The sequence below is a fragment of the Yinghuangia seranimata genome (assembly GCF_029953285.1).
Classification (GTDB): Bacteria; Actinomycetota; Actinomycetes; order Streptomycetales; family Streptomycetaceae; genus Yinghuangia; species Yinghuangia seranimata.
In genome coordinates, this window is record NZ_JASAOI010000029.1 from 212,527 (window position 1) to 226,123 (window position 13,597).

At 71.5% G+C, this 13,597-nt stretch carries 11 protein-coding genes; all 11 read right to left on the reverse strand.

What is annotated here, in order from left to right; all coding sequences use genetic code 11:
- Window positions 1-6 precede the first annotated feature (6 nt).
- A complete protein-coding gene (locus QI554_RS20160) occupies window positions 7-207 on the reverse strand; it encodes a hypothetical protein (protein WP_281471530.1) in 201 nt (66 codons plus the stop codon).
- A 74-nt stretch (window positions 208-281) separates the two neighbouring features.
- Entirely contained in the window at window positions 282-1,484 is a 1,203-nt protein-coding gene (locus tag QI554_RS20165; RefSeq protein ID WP_281471531.1) for an RNA-guided endonuclease InsQ/TnpB family protein, read from the reverse strand.
- Window positions 1,485-1,727: 243 nt separating this feature from the next.
- The gene (locus tag QI554_RS20170; protein WP_281471532.1) at window positions 1,728-3,356 is read right to left on the reverse strand and encodes an amylo-alpha-1,6-glucosidase; all 1,629 of its coding nucleotides are present in this window, start codon (window positions 3,354-3,356) and stop codon (window positions 1,728-1,730) included.
- A gap of 1 nt (window position 3,357) precedes the next feature.
- The gene (locus QI554_RS20175; protein ID WP_281471533.1) at window positions 3,358-4,197 is read right to left on the reverse strand and encodes a carbohydrate ABC transporter permease; all 840 of its coding nucleotides are present in this window, start codon (window positions 4,195-4,197) and stop codon (window positions 3,358-3,360) included.
- Window positions 4,198-4,208: 11 nt separating this feature from the next.
- Window positions 4,209-5,180 carry a carbohydrate ABC transporter permease gene (locus QI554_RS20180; protein WP_281471534.1) on the reverse strand — a complete coding sequence of 324 codons (972 nt, stop codon included), beginning with the start codon at window positions 5,178-5,180 and terminating at the stop codon, window positions 4,209-4,211.
- 11 nt (window positions 5,181-5,191) lie between these two features.
- Window positions 5,192-6,478, reverse strand: a complete 1,287-nt coding sequence (locus QI554_RS20185) for an ABC transporter substrate-binding protein (RefSeq protein ID WP_281471535.1) — start codon at window positions 6,476-6,478, stop codon at window positions 5,192-5,194.
- Between the two features lie 119 nt (window positions 6,479-6,597).
- Window positions 6,598-7,356 carry an SDR family NAD(P)-dependent oxidoreductase gene (locus tag QI554_RS20190; protein WP_281471536.1) on the reverse strand — a complete coding sequence of 253 codons (759 nt, stop codon included), beginning with the start codon at window positions 7,354-7,356 and terminating at the stop codon, window positions 6,598-6,600.
- Window positions 7,353-8,564, reverse strand: coding sequence for an ATP-NAD kinase family protein (locus QI554_RS20195; RefSeq protein ID WP_281471537.1), 1,212 nt, complete (start codon window positions 8,562-8,564; stop codon window positions 7,353-7,355). Before QI554_RS20195 ends, QI554_RS20190 begins: the two co-directional genes overlap by 4 nt.
- The gene (gcvPB, locus tag QI554_RS20200) at window positions 8,561-10,117 is read right to left on the reverse strand and encodes an aminomethyl-transferring glycine dehydrogenase subunit GcvPB (protein ID WP_281471538.1); all 1,557 of its coding nucleotides are present in this window, start codon (window positions 10,115-10,117) and stop codon (window positions 8,561-8,563) included. The genes QI554_RS20195 and gcvPB overlap by 4 nt, the downstream gene beginning before the upstream one ends.
- On the reverse strand, window positions 10,114-11,475 hold the full coding sequence (gene gcvPA, locus QI554_RS20205) for an aminomethyl-transferring glycine dehydrogenase subunit GcvPA (RefSeq protein WP_281471539.1): 1,362 nt from the start codon (window positions 11,473-11,475) through the stop codon (window positions 10,114-10,116). The genes gcvPB and gcvPA overlap by 4 nt, the downstream gene beginning before the upstream one ends.
- Window positions 11,476-11,485: 10 nt before the next feature.
- On the reverse strand, window positions 11,486-13,462 hold the full coding sequence (locus QI554_RS20210; RefSeq protein ID WP_281471540.1) for a beta-galactosidase: 1,977 nt from the start codon (window positions 13,460-13,462) through the stop codon (window positions 11,486-11,488).
- Window positions 13,463-13,597: the final 135 nt, after the last annotated feature.

Here is a 13,597-nt window from a genome sequence, read left to right on the forward strand (position 1 = left end):
CCGCGGTCACGGCATCTCCAGGATCGTGATGCCGTACTTGTCGCGGCCCGCGACGATCCGCATGGCCTCGACGGCCTGGTCGCGGACCACTCCGGCCAGGTTGTTGCCGGGGGAAGGGCGTCGGAACGCGGATCTGTTGACCTCCTCCCCGGCCTGAAGGCCGGGGATTCTCCGTCTGCTGGTGCCCGCTCCATGTGGGGCGGGCACCGGCTTCGGTCGGGTTCCTGCTTCGTTGCGCTCTGCCCCGAGTGTTCGAGGTCTTACAGACGCTCCACAGGCGTTTACCCCGCTGGTGCGGGGGCCCCCGGTCCGGGGGTGGTTGGTGCGGTCTCGCAGGCGGCCTCGGCGACGATCATCGTGTGCCGGATGCCTTCGTTCACGATGTTGCGTGCCGCGTTGACGTCCCGGTCGTGGTGGCTGCCGCAGTTGCCGCAGGTCCACGTGCGGACGTGAAGGGGCTTGGGGCCGTCGCGCCGGCCGCACTCCGAGCACAGTTGGGAGGACGGGAAGGTCCGCGGGACCTGCCCGAAGACGCGGCCGTACCGGGCGGCCTTGTACCGGAGCATGTCGACGAACCGGGCCCATCCGGCGTCGTGGACCGACTTGGCCAGGCGGGTGCGCGCCAGTCCTTTCACGGCCAGGGTCTCCACGTACACGGCTTGGTTCTCGCGCGTGAGCTTCGTCGAGAGCTGGTGGTGGAAGTCCCGGCGCGCGTCCGCCACCCGGGCGTGCGCCCGCGCGACCTTGACACGGGCCTTGTCCCGGTTCCTGGATCCCCTCTCCTTGCGCGACAGTTCCCGCTGCCGCTTCCGCAGCTTCTTCTCCGCCCGGCGCAGGAACCGGGGCGAGGAGACCCGGGACCCGTCCGCGAGGACCGCGAAATGGGTCAGGCCCAGGTCGACACCTTGGAACCCGTCCGCGTCCGGCCACGCCGCCGCGTCCCCCTCGGGGTCGGTCTCCACGACGAACGACGCGAAGTAGCGGCCGGACGCGTCCTTGACCACGGTCACCGTGGACGGGACCGAAGGCAGTTCCCGCGACCAGCGGACCCGGATCTCCCCGATCTTCGGCAGGCTCAGCCGCCGGTCGTCGGTGATCTTCCAGCGGGCGTTCGCGGTGAACCGGATCGCCTGCCGGTTGTCCCGGCGGGTCTTGAACCTGGGACGGCCGATGCTGGGGCCCTTGCGGTTGCCGTTCACGGATGCGAAGAAGTTCCGGTACGCGGTGTCCAGGTCCCGCAGGGACTGCTGAAGGACCACAGCCGACACCCCGGCCAACCACGCCCGCTCCGGGGTGCGTTTCGCCTCGGTGATCACCTGTCTGGACAGGTCGCCGGACTTCGGGAACGGCACGCCCCGGGCGTGTGCCTCCTCCCGGATGCGCAACGCGTCGTTGAACACAACCCGCGCGCAGCCGAACGCCCGTGCCAGCGCGATGCGCTGGCACGGGCTCGGCTCGATCCGGAAGGAGTAGCGAAGCTGCACAGTGATCACGCTACATATTTGGTTTATAGCCGACATGCGAAAAACATCAGGACGGGCAGACACTGCGCCTTCGCGCTTCATGCCCACGTCCCGGCCTGTAGCGGCCCGCGGCGATCAGCGTGTCGACGAAGTCGACCGACGCGGCCCTGACCTCGACCAGCACCTGCCCGGGGCCGGCCACCGGATCGGGCACCTCGCGGACGGCAAGGCCCTCCAAGCCCGGCCGGGCCGCCCGCCAGGGCCTCAGCGCCCCGCGGCCTGGTGCGCGAGGTCGACGAACAGCGCGCTCGACCAGCCGAACCCGCTGGTCGCCCGCCCGGCGCGGGCGCCGGTCAGCGGGTTCCAGTACTCGTACAGCCCGCCCGCGCCCGCGACCATGCGCACGGTGCGCTCCGCGAGTTCGTCGGCGGTGTCCGGGTAGCCGGAGCGGCGCAGGCCCTCGATCACCAGGTAGTTGACGTTGAGCCAGACCGGGCCGCGCCACATCGCCTCGGGGTCGAACGCGGGATCGTCGAACGCCACGGTCGGCACCGGGCGTTCACCCCAAAAGGCGGGCGAGCGCAGGTCGGCGTGCAGCCGGTCGGCGATCTCGCGCGGCAGGCGCCCGGTGAGCAGCGGCAGCAACTCCAAGGGCGTGCGCACGGACACGGTCCGGCCGACCGAGACGGTCGCGAACCGCTCTCCGTCCCAACGGCGTTCGACGAGCAGCGCGGTGTGCTCGGCCGCGCACCGGCGCCAGCGCTCCGCGTCGTCGTCCCGGCCGAGCGCCTCCGCGATGTCGCCGAGGACGTCGAACTGGAGGGCCAGGTAGGCGTTGAGGTCCGGCGGCTCGGCGCGCGGCCCGTAGTCCCACACCGGGGAGTCGTCCAGGCCGCTGGAGTACGGGTGGAGGTACTCGGCCAGGCCGTCGCCGTCCGGGTCGGAGGCCGCGAACCACCACTCCTGCGAGCGGACGATCGGCTCGTACACCTCGGCGAGGAACTCCCGGTCGGGCGCCGCCTCGTGGATCTTCCACACCGCCCAGGCGGTCAGCGGCGGCTTGGTCACCGGGACGACCTCCGCCAACTCCTGGCCGGCACCGCCGGACACCGCCTGGCCGACGTGTTCGGCGAGCCTGGCGTGGTCGCCGCGCGGCAGGTCGGTGGTCTCGGCGAGGACGCCCTCGTCGTGCACGACGTCGGGGATGAGCCCGTCGGCGCGCTGGTGGGCGAGCAGGATGCGGATCTGGTCGCGGGCCAGTTCGGGGTCGGCGTGCCGCAGCGCGACGGCGTGGAAGTAGGAGTCCCAGTTCCATATGCCGACGTAGCCGAACTTGGACGGGACCAGGCCCTCGCGGCCGCCCGCGAAGCGGATCGGCAGCAGGTTGACGGCGAGCGTCCACCACGCCAGCGCGGCGCGGTCGCGCAGGTCGGCGCGGACGGCGGGCATGCGGCCGAACCACCGCGTCCATCGGTCCCGCGCGTCGGCGATCAGCGTGGGCGCGTCGGCCTGCACGCCGCCGCCCACCAGGGTGAGGACGCCGTCGACGGCGGCCGAACGCTCGGCCCCCTCCGCCGTACGCCAGCGCGCCACCGCGCCGTCACCGACCAGTACCAGCGTGTCCGCGTCGGCGAAGACGAGCCGGACCCCGCCGTCGAACGCGACCCCGTCGGGGCGGGCGTCGCGCACCGCGAGCTCCTCCCCCGCGGCGGAGGCGAGCCGCAGCCCGGTCAGCTCCGTGGTGTCCGCGAGCGGCGTCTCGTACTCGGCGCGGGCGACCGACAGCGCGCCGTCGTCATCGGCGAGCACGAGCAGCCGCGAGCCGCGCTCGGTGAACGGCCGCTCCCGCAGGTCGAGCCGGACCCGGTCGAGGAGTTCGGTCGGGTCGTTCATGTCAGCGGCCTCCCAGGCCCGAGGCCGCCATGCTGTTGATGATCCGCCGCTGCCCGATCAGGAAGGCGATGAGCATGGGGATCACCGAGACCGCCGAAGCGGCCAGCACCAGGCCGTAGTTGAGCCCGCCGTGCTGGCCCTTGAACTGGGAGAGCAGCAGCGGAACGGTGTAGTTGTCCTCGGAGTTGAGGAAGATCAGCGGGTACAGGAAGCTGTTCCAGCTGCCGAGGAAGACGATGATGCCGAGCGCGGCCAGGCCGGGGCGTACGTTGGGCAGCACGATGCGGGTGAAGATCGTCCACCGGTTGGCGCCGTCGAGCCGTGCGGCCTCCTCGAGTTCGACGGGAACCGAGCGGATGAACTGCCGCATCATGAACACCGCGAACGGGTTGGCGATCGCCGGCACGATCAGCGCCCAGTGGGTGTCGATCCACCCGAACTTCGACAGCATCACGTACAGCGGCACGAGCGTGACCTGCGACGGCACCATCTGCGTCAGCAGGAACACCATGAACAGCGTTTTGGAGAACGGGAATTCGATGCGGGCGAAGGCGTAGGCGGCCATCGACGCGCTGAGCAGCGTGGCGACCACCACCACGGTGGCGATGTAGAAGCTGTTCCAGTAGGCCCGCCCGAACGGCATCATGCCGAGCGCGTCGGGGAAGTTCTCGGGGCGCCACGGGTCGGGAAGCCACCCGAGCGGGTCCTGGATCATCTGCTGCTGGCCCTTGAAGGCGGTCAGCATCATCCACAGGAACGGGAACAGCATGACGACGCCGCCCGCGATGAGCAGGGTGTGCAGGGCGATCGCGCCGAGACGGCGGCGGAGCAGGGCGACCATGACGACCCTCCTCAGGACTCGTAGTGGACGAAGCGCTTCTGCGCGCGGAACTGGATCACGGTGACGATCACGGTCATGACCGTCAGGAGCAGCGCGGCGGCGCTGCTCGCGCCGAACCGGAAGTCGCGGAAGCCCAGGTCGTAGACCTGGTACACGATGGTCCGCGCGCCCTCGTTGCGCTTGGGGTCGACCAGCACATAGATCTGGTCGAACGCCTGGAACGAGCTGATCACCGCGATCACGAACGAGAAGAAGATCGTCGGCGACAGCAGCGGCAGCGTGATGTGCCGGAAGACCCGTACGGGGCCGGCGCCGTCGATGCGCGCCACCTCGCCGAGGTGCGACGGGATGGCCTGCAGCCCGGCGAGGAAGATGACGACGTTGAGGCCGAGCGAGGACCAGATCGTCACCGCGGCGATGGCCACCATGACCCAGTTCTCGTTGTCCAGCCAGTCCGGCAGCGTGATGCCGAACCAGTCGTGCACGGTGTTGTTGAGCAGGCCGAGGTCGCCGCTGGCGAGGATGATCTGCCAGATCACCGAGACGGCGACCGAACTGGTGACCACGGGAAGGAAGTACACGACGCGGTAGAACGTCTTGCCGCGGACGTTGTTCAGCGCCATCGCGACGAGCAGGGCCAGCGCGAGGCCGACCGGCACCGTGATGGCGCCGAGCAGCAGGGTGTTGAGCACCGCGTCGTGGAACTCGGGGTCGGAGAGCTGCTCGCGGTAGTTCGCGAGCCCGGCCCACGACTTGTCGCCGAGGCCGTCCCAGTTCATGAAGGACAGCACGACGGCGAAGCCGAACGGCACGAGCATGAAGACCGCGAGCGCGAGGAACTGGGGCGCGAGGAACAGGGCGGCCCACCCCTGCTCGCGCCGCCGCCGGGCCTTGCTGGCCCGGACGGCGGCGTTCGAGAGGGTGCGGGTCCGCCGTGACTCGGCCGTCTCGCGCGGAGGCGCGGGCAGAGTGGACGACGTCACGACGGCGCCTTTCAGATGAGCTTGGTGGAAACGAGCGCCTTGAGGTCGGACATCTCCTGCTCGAAGCCGACCTTGCCGGTCCACAGCTTCATCAGGGAGTCGTTGATCTCCGCCGTGAGTCCGGGGACGCCGGCTTCCTGCGCGTAGTTGGCGTAGCCCTTGTCACGGGTGTCGACGAACGTCTGGGCGTGCGCCGGGTAGCCCTCCAGGACCACGCTCTCCGCGCCCTTCACCGAAGGGACGGCGTTGCCGCCGCCCTTGAGGCGGAGCGTCTGGCCCTCCTTGGAGACGAACTCGGACAGGAAGGTCCACGCCTCCTTGGCGTGCTTGCTGTCCTTGTTCAGCGACAGGAAGGACGCGGCCACGGCGGCCGGGATCGGCGCGCCGGTCTGCGACGGGAACGGCACGATGTCGTAGTTGGCCTCCTGGCCGCCCTTCTTGGCGGTGTCGATGATGTAGCGGCCGCCGGCCAGGAATCCGGCCTTGTGCTTGATGAACTGCGGCTCGACGCCGTCACCTTCCGGGAGGTTGTCGGCGACGAGGAAGGTCTTGTCCGCGTAGCCGTCGGCGAGCGTCTTGAGGGCCTCGCGCGACTTGAGGTCGGTGGTGGCGACGAAGTCGGTGCCGTCGTACACCTTGCCGCCGAAGCCGTTGATCATGCTGTACGTCGAGCCGTACCAGTTGTAGAAGATCGAGCCGGCCTTGCCCGCGCCCTTGAGCTTGCGGTTCATCTCCAGGAACGTGGCCATGGTCCACTTGCCCTGCTCGTTGAGCGTCGCCGGGTCCTCGGTGACGCCGGCTTCCTTCAGGGCCTGCTTGTCGTACCAGAGGACCTCGGGGTTGGCGTCGTTGGGCAGGCCGTAGACCTGGCCGTCCTTCGTCTTGGCGCCGCCGTACAGGCCGTCGAAGAAGTCCTCGGTCTTGGCCTTGCTGTCGGGCGCGGCCATCAGCTCGTTGAGCGGCGAGAGGCGCCCGGAGGAGACGAACTTGGCGATGTTGTCGTCGCCGACGTAGAAGACGTCGGGCGCGGTGTTGGACGACAGCTGGGTGAGCAGCTTGGCGTGGTACTCGCTGTAGGACGGCACCGCCTGGAGCGTGACCTTGATGTCGGGGTGGCGCTGCATGAAGTCCTTGTTGAACTCCTTGAAGCGGTCCAGCTCTTCGGGGGACCCCCACGTCGACCAGGTCAGGCTGACCTTGCCGGACCCGCCCGAGTCGCTGCTTCCGCAGCCGGTGGCGGTCAGGGCGGTGGCGACGGCCAGCAGTGCGGCCACTCTCAGGGTGCGCGGAACGAACACGTGGTGCCTCCGGGGGATGTCCGTGATATGGATCGGGGTGGTGCGGAGGTGCGGCGGAGCCGAGGTGGTGCGTCCGCGGTTTCGGGGTCCGCGGTTGGTGCGCGACGGGTGCCCGTCGGTCAGGCGAGACCGCCGCCGTCGACGACGAGGGCGCTGCCGGTGACGTAGCTGGACGCGTCCGAGGCCAGGAACAGCACGGCCTGGGCGATCTCGTCGGGGCTGCCGGCCCGGCCCATCGGGCGGTCGGCGGCGTCCGCGGCGAAGGCCGTCCAGTCCTCGGAGAGCTGGCGGGCCTCCTCGCGGAGCATCGGGGTGTCGGTGTCGCCGGGGTTGACGGAGTTGACCCGGATGCCGGCCTTCGCGTGGTCGATCGCCAGCGCGCGGGTCATGTTGACGACGGCGGCCTTGGACGCGCAGTACGACAGGGCGTTGCCGCCGCCCTTGAGGCCCCAGCCGGAGCCGGTGTTGACGATCGATCCGCCGCCGGTCATCGCCGGGACGGCGTGCTTGCACATGAGGAAGACCGAGCGGACGTTGACCGCCATGACGCGGTCCCACTCCTCGACGGTGGTGCCGAGCGCGTCGGCGCGCCGGATGATGCCGGCGTTGTTGAACAGCACGTGCAGGCCGCCGAACGCGTCCACGGCCGCCGCGACCAGGGCCGCGCAGTCGGCCTCGGCGGAGACGTCCGCCGTGACCGCGTGGGCCTGCCCGCCCGCCTCGGTGATCTCCGCGGCGGTGCGCGCGGCGCCGTCCGCGTCGATGTCGGCCACCACGACTGCGGCGCCTTCGCGGGCGAACGTCAGCGCGGTGGCGCGGCCGATGCCGGAGGCTCCTCCGGTGACGATCGCGACCTTGCCGTCCAGGACACCGGTCATTGGTAGAACTCCTTGCTTGCGGGGACGATGCGGTAGGGCACGCGCTCCGCGTAACCCGTGACGATGTGGGTGAATCCGCTGACCAGGTCGTCGACGTCGGGGTCGCCGGTGTCGGCCAGGAGCGGACGGCCGCCGAGGGCGGCGAGCTTGACGCGGGTGGCCAGCACGGTGAGGCCGCCGCGGCCGCCGCGTGGCCGTCTGACGGGCAGGCCGTCGGCCGACGGGCGGGTCGGGGCTCCACCCGGACCCGCGCCGGCCGGCGCCGCCTCGACGGGCTGCCGGCCGGTCAGGATCCGGCGCAGCACGTGCGGGCTGATCTGCTGGTTGCCGCGCCCGAGCACGAAGCCCTGGCCGCCGATGACGGACACGACCGCCTCGGCCTCGCCGCCGTCGACGAGAGCGAGCAGCTCGCGCTCGCTCACGTCCGCGCCGACGAGCAGCCCGTCGGCGACGACGTCGACGCCGAGCAGCGTGGTCGGCAGCCCGAGTTCGCGGCCGATCGCCAGCGTGGTGGCGCCGGGGCCGAGCACGTAGCGGACGCCCGGACGCATCCCGGCGACGACGTCGCGAGCGATCGCGGCGACGCTGTCCGGCGCGGCCGCGGACGACCCGGTCTTGCGGCCGGACAGGCGCACCCGGGCGGCCGGGACGGCGAGCGTCCCGTACAGCCGCGGGCTGACCCTTCCGGCCCGGTAGGCCTCCTCGTCCAGGTCGACGACCTCGGCCTCGGCGGTCTCCCCCGCGAACTCCGCGGCGGCGAGGCCCGCCGCCGCGGGGCTGACCGCGAAGCAGCCGGAGTAGACCTTCACCCCGGCGGGGATGCCGAGCACCGGCCGGCCGGGCGCCGCGTCCAGCACGTCGCGCGCGGTGCCGTCGCCGCCCGCGAAGAGCAGGACGTCGACGTGCGGCGCCAGCGCCCGCACCGCCGCGCGGGTGTCGTCGGCGGTGCTGGGCTCGGTCGGCGTGAACGGCACGAGCTCGCACTCGGCGCCCGCGCTGTCCGCGCCCATCGGCCCGGGCACGGTGACGACGACGGCGTCGGGGCGGGCGGCGCGCAGCGCGCGCAGTGCCGCCGCCGCGCGCTCGCCGGCCCGTGCGCCGGCGCCGCGCGCCCGTGCCTCGCGCTGCACCTCGGCGCCGTCGCTGCCCTTGAGCCCGGCGGGTCCGCCGAGGCCGGCGACCGGGTTGACGACGAGGCCCACTCTCATGACAGGTGCTTGCGCACGTACGCGCGCCAGGTCGGGGCCCACTGCTTGGGGTCGTCGAGCGGGGTCGGGTCGATCTTGTGGATGGTCTGGTTGTAGGGCGCGTTCTTCACGAACTGCGGGTCGCGGCGGGCCTCGTCGGCGACGTGCGCGAGCACCGCCGCGTACTCGTCGAGGTCGGCCTTGGAGTAGGACTCGGTGGGCTCCAGGGTGAACGGCTCGGGCACCAGGTACGGGTGGTGGCTCGTCCAGTAGTGCACCCCGAAGTCCGCCGCCCGCACCCCGATCTCCTCGGAGTGCACGCCGGTCTCCTCGGACAGCTCCCGCCACGAGTATCGGACCTGCTCCAGGCGGCGCTTGTCCCACTGCACGGACGCGCCGGGGATCTGCAGCACCTTGTGCATCAGGTAGTTGTTGTTGAGCACCGCGGTCTCGGCGACCTGCCGCAGGCCCTCGGCGCCCAGCGTCATGATCCACGCGTAGGCGCGCACCACGTTGGGCGTGACGCCGAGGTACGGGCGGATCTTGCCGACGGACAGCGGGCGGTCGGCGTCCAGGAAGTACCGGTCGCCGTCGCGCTCGACGGTGGGGCCGGGCAGGAACGGCGCGAGCCGCTCGGAGACGCCGGACGCGCCGCCCGCCGGGCCGCCGCACATGTGCGGCGTGGAGAACGTCTTGTGCAGGTTGAAGTGGCACAGGTCGAACCCGGCGTCGGCAGCCCGGGTGATGCCGAGGATGCCGTTCGCGTTGGCCTGGTCGTAGCACGCCAACCCGCCGGCCTCGTGGACCAGTTCGACGAACTCCGCGATGCGCGGGTTGTAGATGCCGGTGTCCTCGGGGTTGGTGATGAGCAGCGCGGCGGTGCGCGGGCCGACGGCGGCGCGCAGCGCCTCGATGTCGGGGTGGCCGTTCGCGTCCGGCATCAGCGTGATGACCTCGAACCCGGCGGTCTTGGCGCAGGCCGCGTTCGAGGGGTGCGAGAACATCGTGGTGATGACCTGGTCGCGCTGCTCGGCCTCGCCGTTGTGGGCGTGGTAGGCGCGGATCATCGCGATGTTGGCGTAGATCGCGGCGGACCCGGAGTTGGGCTGGAGCGACACGCGCGCCATGCCGGAGATCTCCTTGAGCATCTGCTCCAGGCGCCAGTACACCTCCAGGACGCCCTGGACGGTGTCCTCGGGCTGCGCCGGGTGCAGTTCGGCGATCCTCGGGTCGCGCACGAAGGTGTCGTTGACCTTCGGGCTGTACTTCATCGTGCAGGTGCCCTGGCCGACGGCGATGTTGACGTCGACGCCGAGGTTCTCCTGCGAGAGGCGCACGTAGTGCCGCAGGACGTGCAGCTGCGCCATCTCCGGCAGCGCGGGCGGGGTCTTGCGCCGTACCGCGTCGGGGAGTTCGACGGCGGGAACGTCGGCGGCGGGCACCCCGATGCCGCGCTGCCCGGGGCTGGAGAGCTCGAAGATGATCGGCTCGTCCCAGCGCGCCTGGTGGAAGCGGCGCAGCGCCGGCTTGGGGGCGACCGGGAGTTCGGCGAACGGTTCTGCGGTGGCGCTCATCGGCCGTGCCCTTCGTGGTCCTGGACGGGCAGCGCGGCGGCGACCGCCGCGACGAGCCGGTCGATGTCGGCCTTGGCGTGCCGCTCGGTCACGCACACCAGCAGCGTGGTGTCGTCGAGCCGGATGCCGCCGTAGATGCCGTCGGTGCGCAGGTCGTCGAGCAGCGCCTGGGCGTCCTCGACCTCGATGGCGAACTCCCGGAAATGGATGGCGGTTTCGTGCAGGACGCGGACGCCGGGGACGGCGCCGAGCACGTCCATCGCGTAGCGGGTGCGGGCGAGGACCGTCTCGCCGAGCTCGCGCATACCCTGGGGTCCCATGAGCGCGAGGTACACGCCTGCGGTGATGCCCCACAGGGCGGCCGCGGTGCCGACCCATTCCTTGCCCTCTTCGCGCAGCGCGAAGGAGGTGCGGTCGTAGTAGACGTCGCCGAAGCCGTACTCGCCGGGCACGGCGGTCGGCGCGATACCGAACAGCCGGGACGGGAACTCGGCGACCAGGCGCTCCTCGTCGCGGGTGGCGATGTAGCCGGCGTGGCCGCCGCCGTAGCTCTGGTGCATGCCGAGCGACTGGATGTCGCCGCAGACGATGTCCGCGCCGAGCGTCGCGGGCGGGGCGAGGACGCCGAGGGCGATCGGGTCGGCGCCGACGACCAGCAACGCGCCTTCGGCGTGCGCCTGTTCGGCGATCGCGGCGAGGCGGGTCTCGACGACGCCGTACGCGTTGGGGCTCTCCACGTACACCGCGGCGACCGTGTCGTCGATCTCGAACGCGCCGGTCTCGCCGTCCTCGCCGACCGGGACGAGCGTGATCGGCACGTCGTGGTCGAGGAAGTCGCGCAGCTTGCTGAGCTTGTCGGCGCCGATCGCCGCGCTGACCAGGAGGCGGTTGCGGCCGGTGTAGCGGGCGGCCATGCGCAGCGCGGTACCCGTGGCCTGGAAGCCGTCGTAGGTGGGGACGTTGACGACGTCCATCTCGAGGAGCTCGGCCATCATGCTGACGTACTCGAACAGCGCCTGGAAGCGGCCGTGGTCCTCGTAGGGTTCGCCGGCGTAGGCGGTGAGGAACTCGCCGCGGTTGTTGACCTCGTCGCAGACCGCGGGGACGTGGTGCGGGTAGCAGCCGCCGCCGAGGAAGCTGAGCGTCTCCAGGGTGTCGGTGTTGCGGTCGAGCAGTCCGCGCATGTGGCGGGCGAGTTCGTGTTCGGACGCGAGCGGCGCGGGCAGGTCGAGCGGCCGGTTCAGGCGCAGGGAGGCGGGGATCGCCCCGTACAGGTCGTCGACCGATGTGGCGCCGATCTCGGCGAGCATGGCCGCCCGGACGCCGGGTTCGGCGTTCGGTATATAGGGGTGGGTCACTGTTCTCCTTCTAGCGTGCGGTCCGCAGGACCACGGCGTCGCGGGGGCCGAGGGTGGTGCGGCCTTCCAGGGCGCGTCCGGTCAGCAGGTCGGTGCCGGGGCGGCGCAGCGTCACGTCGGCCGCGGCGGTCCCGTGGTTGAGCAGGAACAGGTAGGCGTGGTCGGCGCTTTCGCGGCGGCAGGCCTCGACGCCGGCGGGGACGTCGGCGACCGGCTCGACGCCGGCGGCGGCGAGGAAGGGGTCGAGGATCGGGCGGACGTCGTCGGGCAGGCAGCTCACGTAGGTGGCGCGGCCGCGGCGGGTGACGGCGGGGCGTCCGGCCAGGTCGCCGTCGTCGTAGCGGGCGAGCACCTCGGCGTCGTCGACGCGGAGCCACTCGGCCCAGTCGTGGACGTTGCCGGTGGCCCCGTCGGCGAACCGGACGCGCTGGGCGGTGCCGGGGGCGAGCGGCCAGAACTCGTCGACGGAGACGCCGAGCAGGTCGCGCAGCGGTCCGGGGGCGCCGCCGGGGTGCACGCGGTCGGCTTCGTCGACCACGCCGCTGAACGGTCCGACGATCAGCCGGCCGGCGAAGTTGCCGAGGTTCTTGGCCTGTTCGTCGGTGCACAGGTAGAGGTTGGGGACGATGACCGCCTTGTAGGAGGACAGGTCGCGCCCGGGCGGGGCCAGGTCGACGGCGATGCCGCGCTCGTGCAGCGGCGCGTACCAGGCCTGGAGCATCGCCCTGAGGTCGAGCCGGTTCGACGGCATCGACTCGGGGGCGGCGAGGCCCCACCAGGAGTTCCAGTCGAAGACGAGGGCGACGTCGGCGGTGGTGCGGGTGCCGGCGATCTCGGCGAGGTTCGCCAGGTCGCGGCCGAGGCCGACGGTGTCCTGCCAGCCGCGGGTGGCGGTGCCGCCGTGCGGCAGGAGTGCGGAGTGGAACTTCTCGGGGCCGTAGCGGGCCTGGCGCCACTGGAAGAACATGACGCCGTCGGCACCGTGCGCGAGGGTCTGCAGGCTGTGCAGCCGCATCATGCCGGCGGGCTTGGGGACGTTGACCTCGCGCCAGCTGACCGCGCTCGGGGCCTGTTCGAGCAGCAGCCACGGGCGCTGCTTGAGCGAGCGCATGAGGTCGTAGCTGAGGGCGACGGCGACGTGCGAGGCGGGGTCGGCGGGGTCGGGGTAGGCGTCGTCGCTGACGATGTCCTCGGCGGCGGCCCACGTCCAGTAGTCGAGCCCGGGCAGGATGCTCATGAAGTTGGTGGTGACCGGGACGTCCGGGGTGACCTCGCGCAGCACGGCCTTCTCCGCCTCGAAGCACTCCAGGAGCGCGTCGGAGCAGAACCGGCGCCAGTCGAGCAGCTGGGCGGGGTTGACCGGGCCCGGGGCCTTGCGGGGCGGGGCGACCTGGTCGAAGCCGGTGTAGTGCTGGCCCCAGCAGGAGGTCCCCCACGCGTCGTTGAGTCCGGCGACGTCCCCGTACCGGTCGGCGAGCCAGGCGCGGAAGTGCCGGGCCGACTCGTCGCAGAAGCACTCGAGGGTGTGGTCGGCGTACTCGTTGCTGATGTGCCACATGGCGAGCGCGGGGTGGTCGGCGTAGCGCTCGGCCATGGCACGCGCGAGGCGGGTCGTGGCGGCGCGGAAGACCGGGGAGCTGGGGCAGTAGCCCTGGCGGGAGCCGAACTCGAGACGGGTGCCGGCGGCGTCCACGGGCTGCACCTCGGGGTGCGTGCGGACCAGCCACGGGGGCGGGGTCGCGGTGGCGGTAGCGAGGTCGGCGGCTATGCCGTGCGCGTGGAGCAGGTCCAGGACGCGGTCGAGCCAGCCGAAGTCGTACTCGCCCTCGCGGGGCTCGAGGCGCGACCACGAGAAGACGGCGACGGTCGCCATGGTCACGCCGGCCTCGGACATGAGCCGGACGTCCTCGGCCCAGACGTCCTCGGGCCACTGCTCGGGGTTGTAGTCGCCCCCGAACAGCAGTCCGGGCACGCGGGTGAGCTGCACAGATGACCTCCGCTTAGGGCTTCCTGTATTTTGTATTCAGAATTCATAATGGGGTGTCGGGGATCACGTCAAGCACGAGTTCGGCGCCCGACTTGCCGACAACCGGTCGATCGGGCATACCAGTGGGCGCACGAC

Coding starts and splice junctions, on each gene's coding strand:
- QI554_RS20175 (WP_281471533.1), bottom strand. CDS start 4,197: ATGGTCGCCCTGCTCCGCCGCCGTCTCGGCGCGATCGCCCTGCACACC.
- QI554_RS20170 (WP_281471532.1), bottom strand. CDS start 3,356: ATGAACGACCCGACCGAACTCCTCGACCGGGTCCGGCTCGACCTGCGG.
- gcvPB (WP_281471538.1), bottom strand. CDS start 10,117: ATGAGCGCCACCGCAGAACCGTTCGCCGAACTCCCGGTCGCCCCCAAG.
- QI554_RS20195 (WP_281471537.1), bottom strand. CDS start 8,564: ATGAGAGTGGGCCTCGTCGTCAACCCGGTCGCCGGCCTCGGCGGACCC.
- QI554_RS20190 (WP_281471536.1), bottom strand. CDS start 7,356: ATGACCGGTGTCCTGGACGGCAAGGTCGCGATCGTCACCGGAGGAGCC.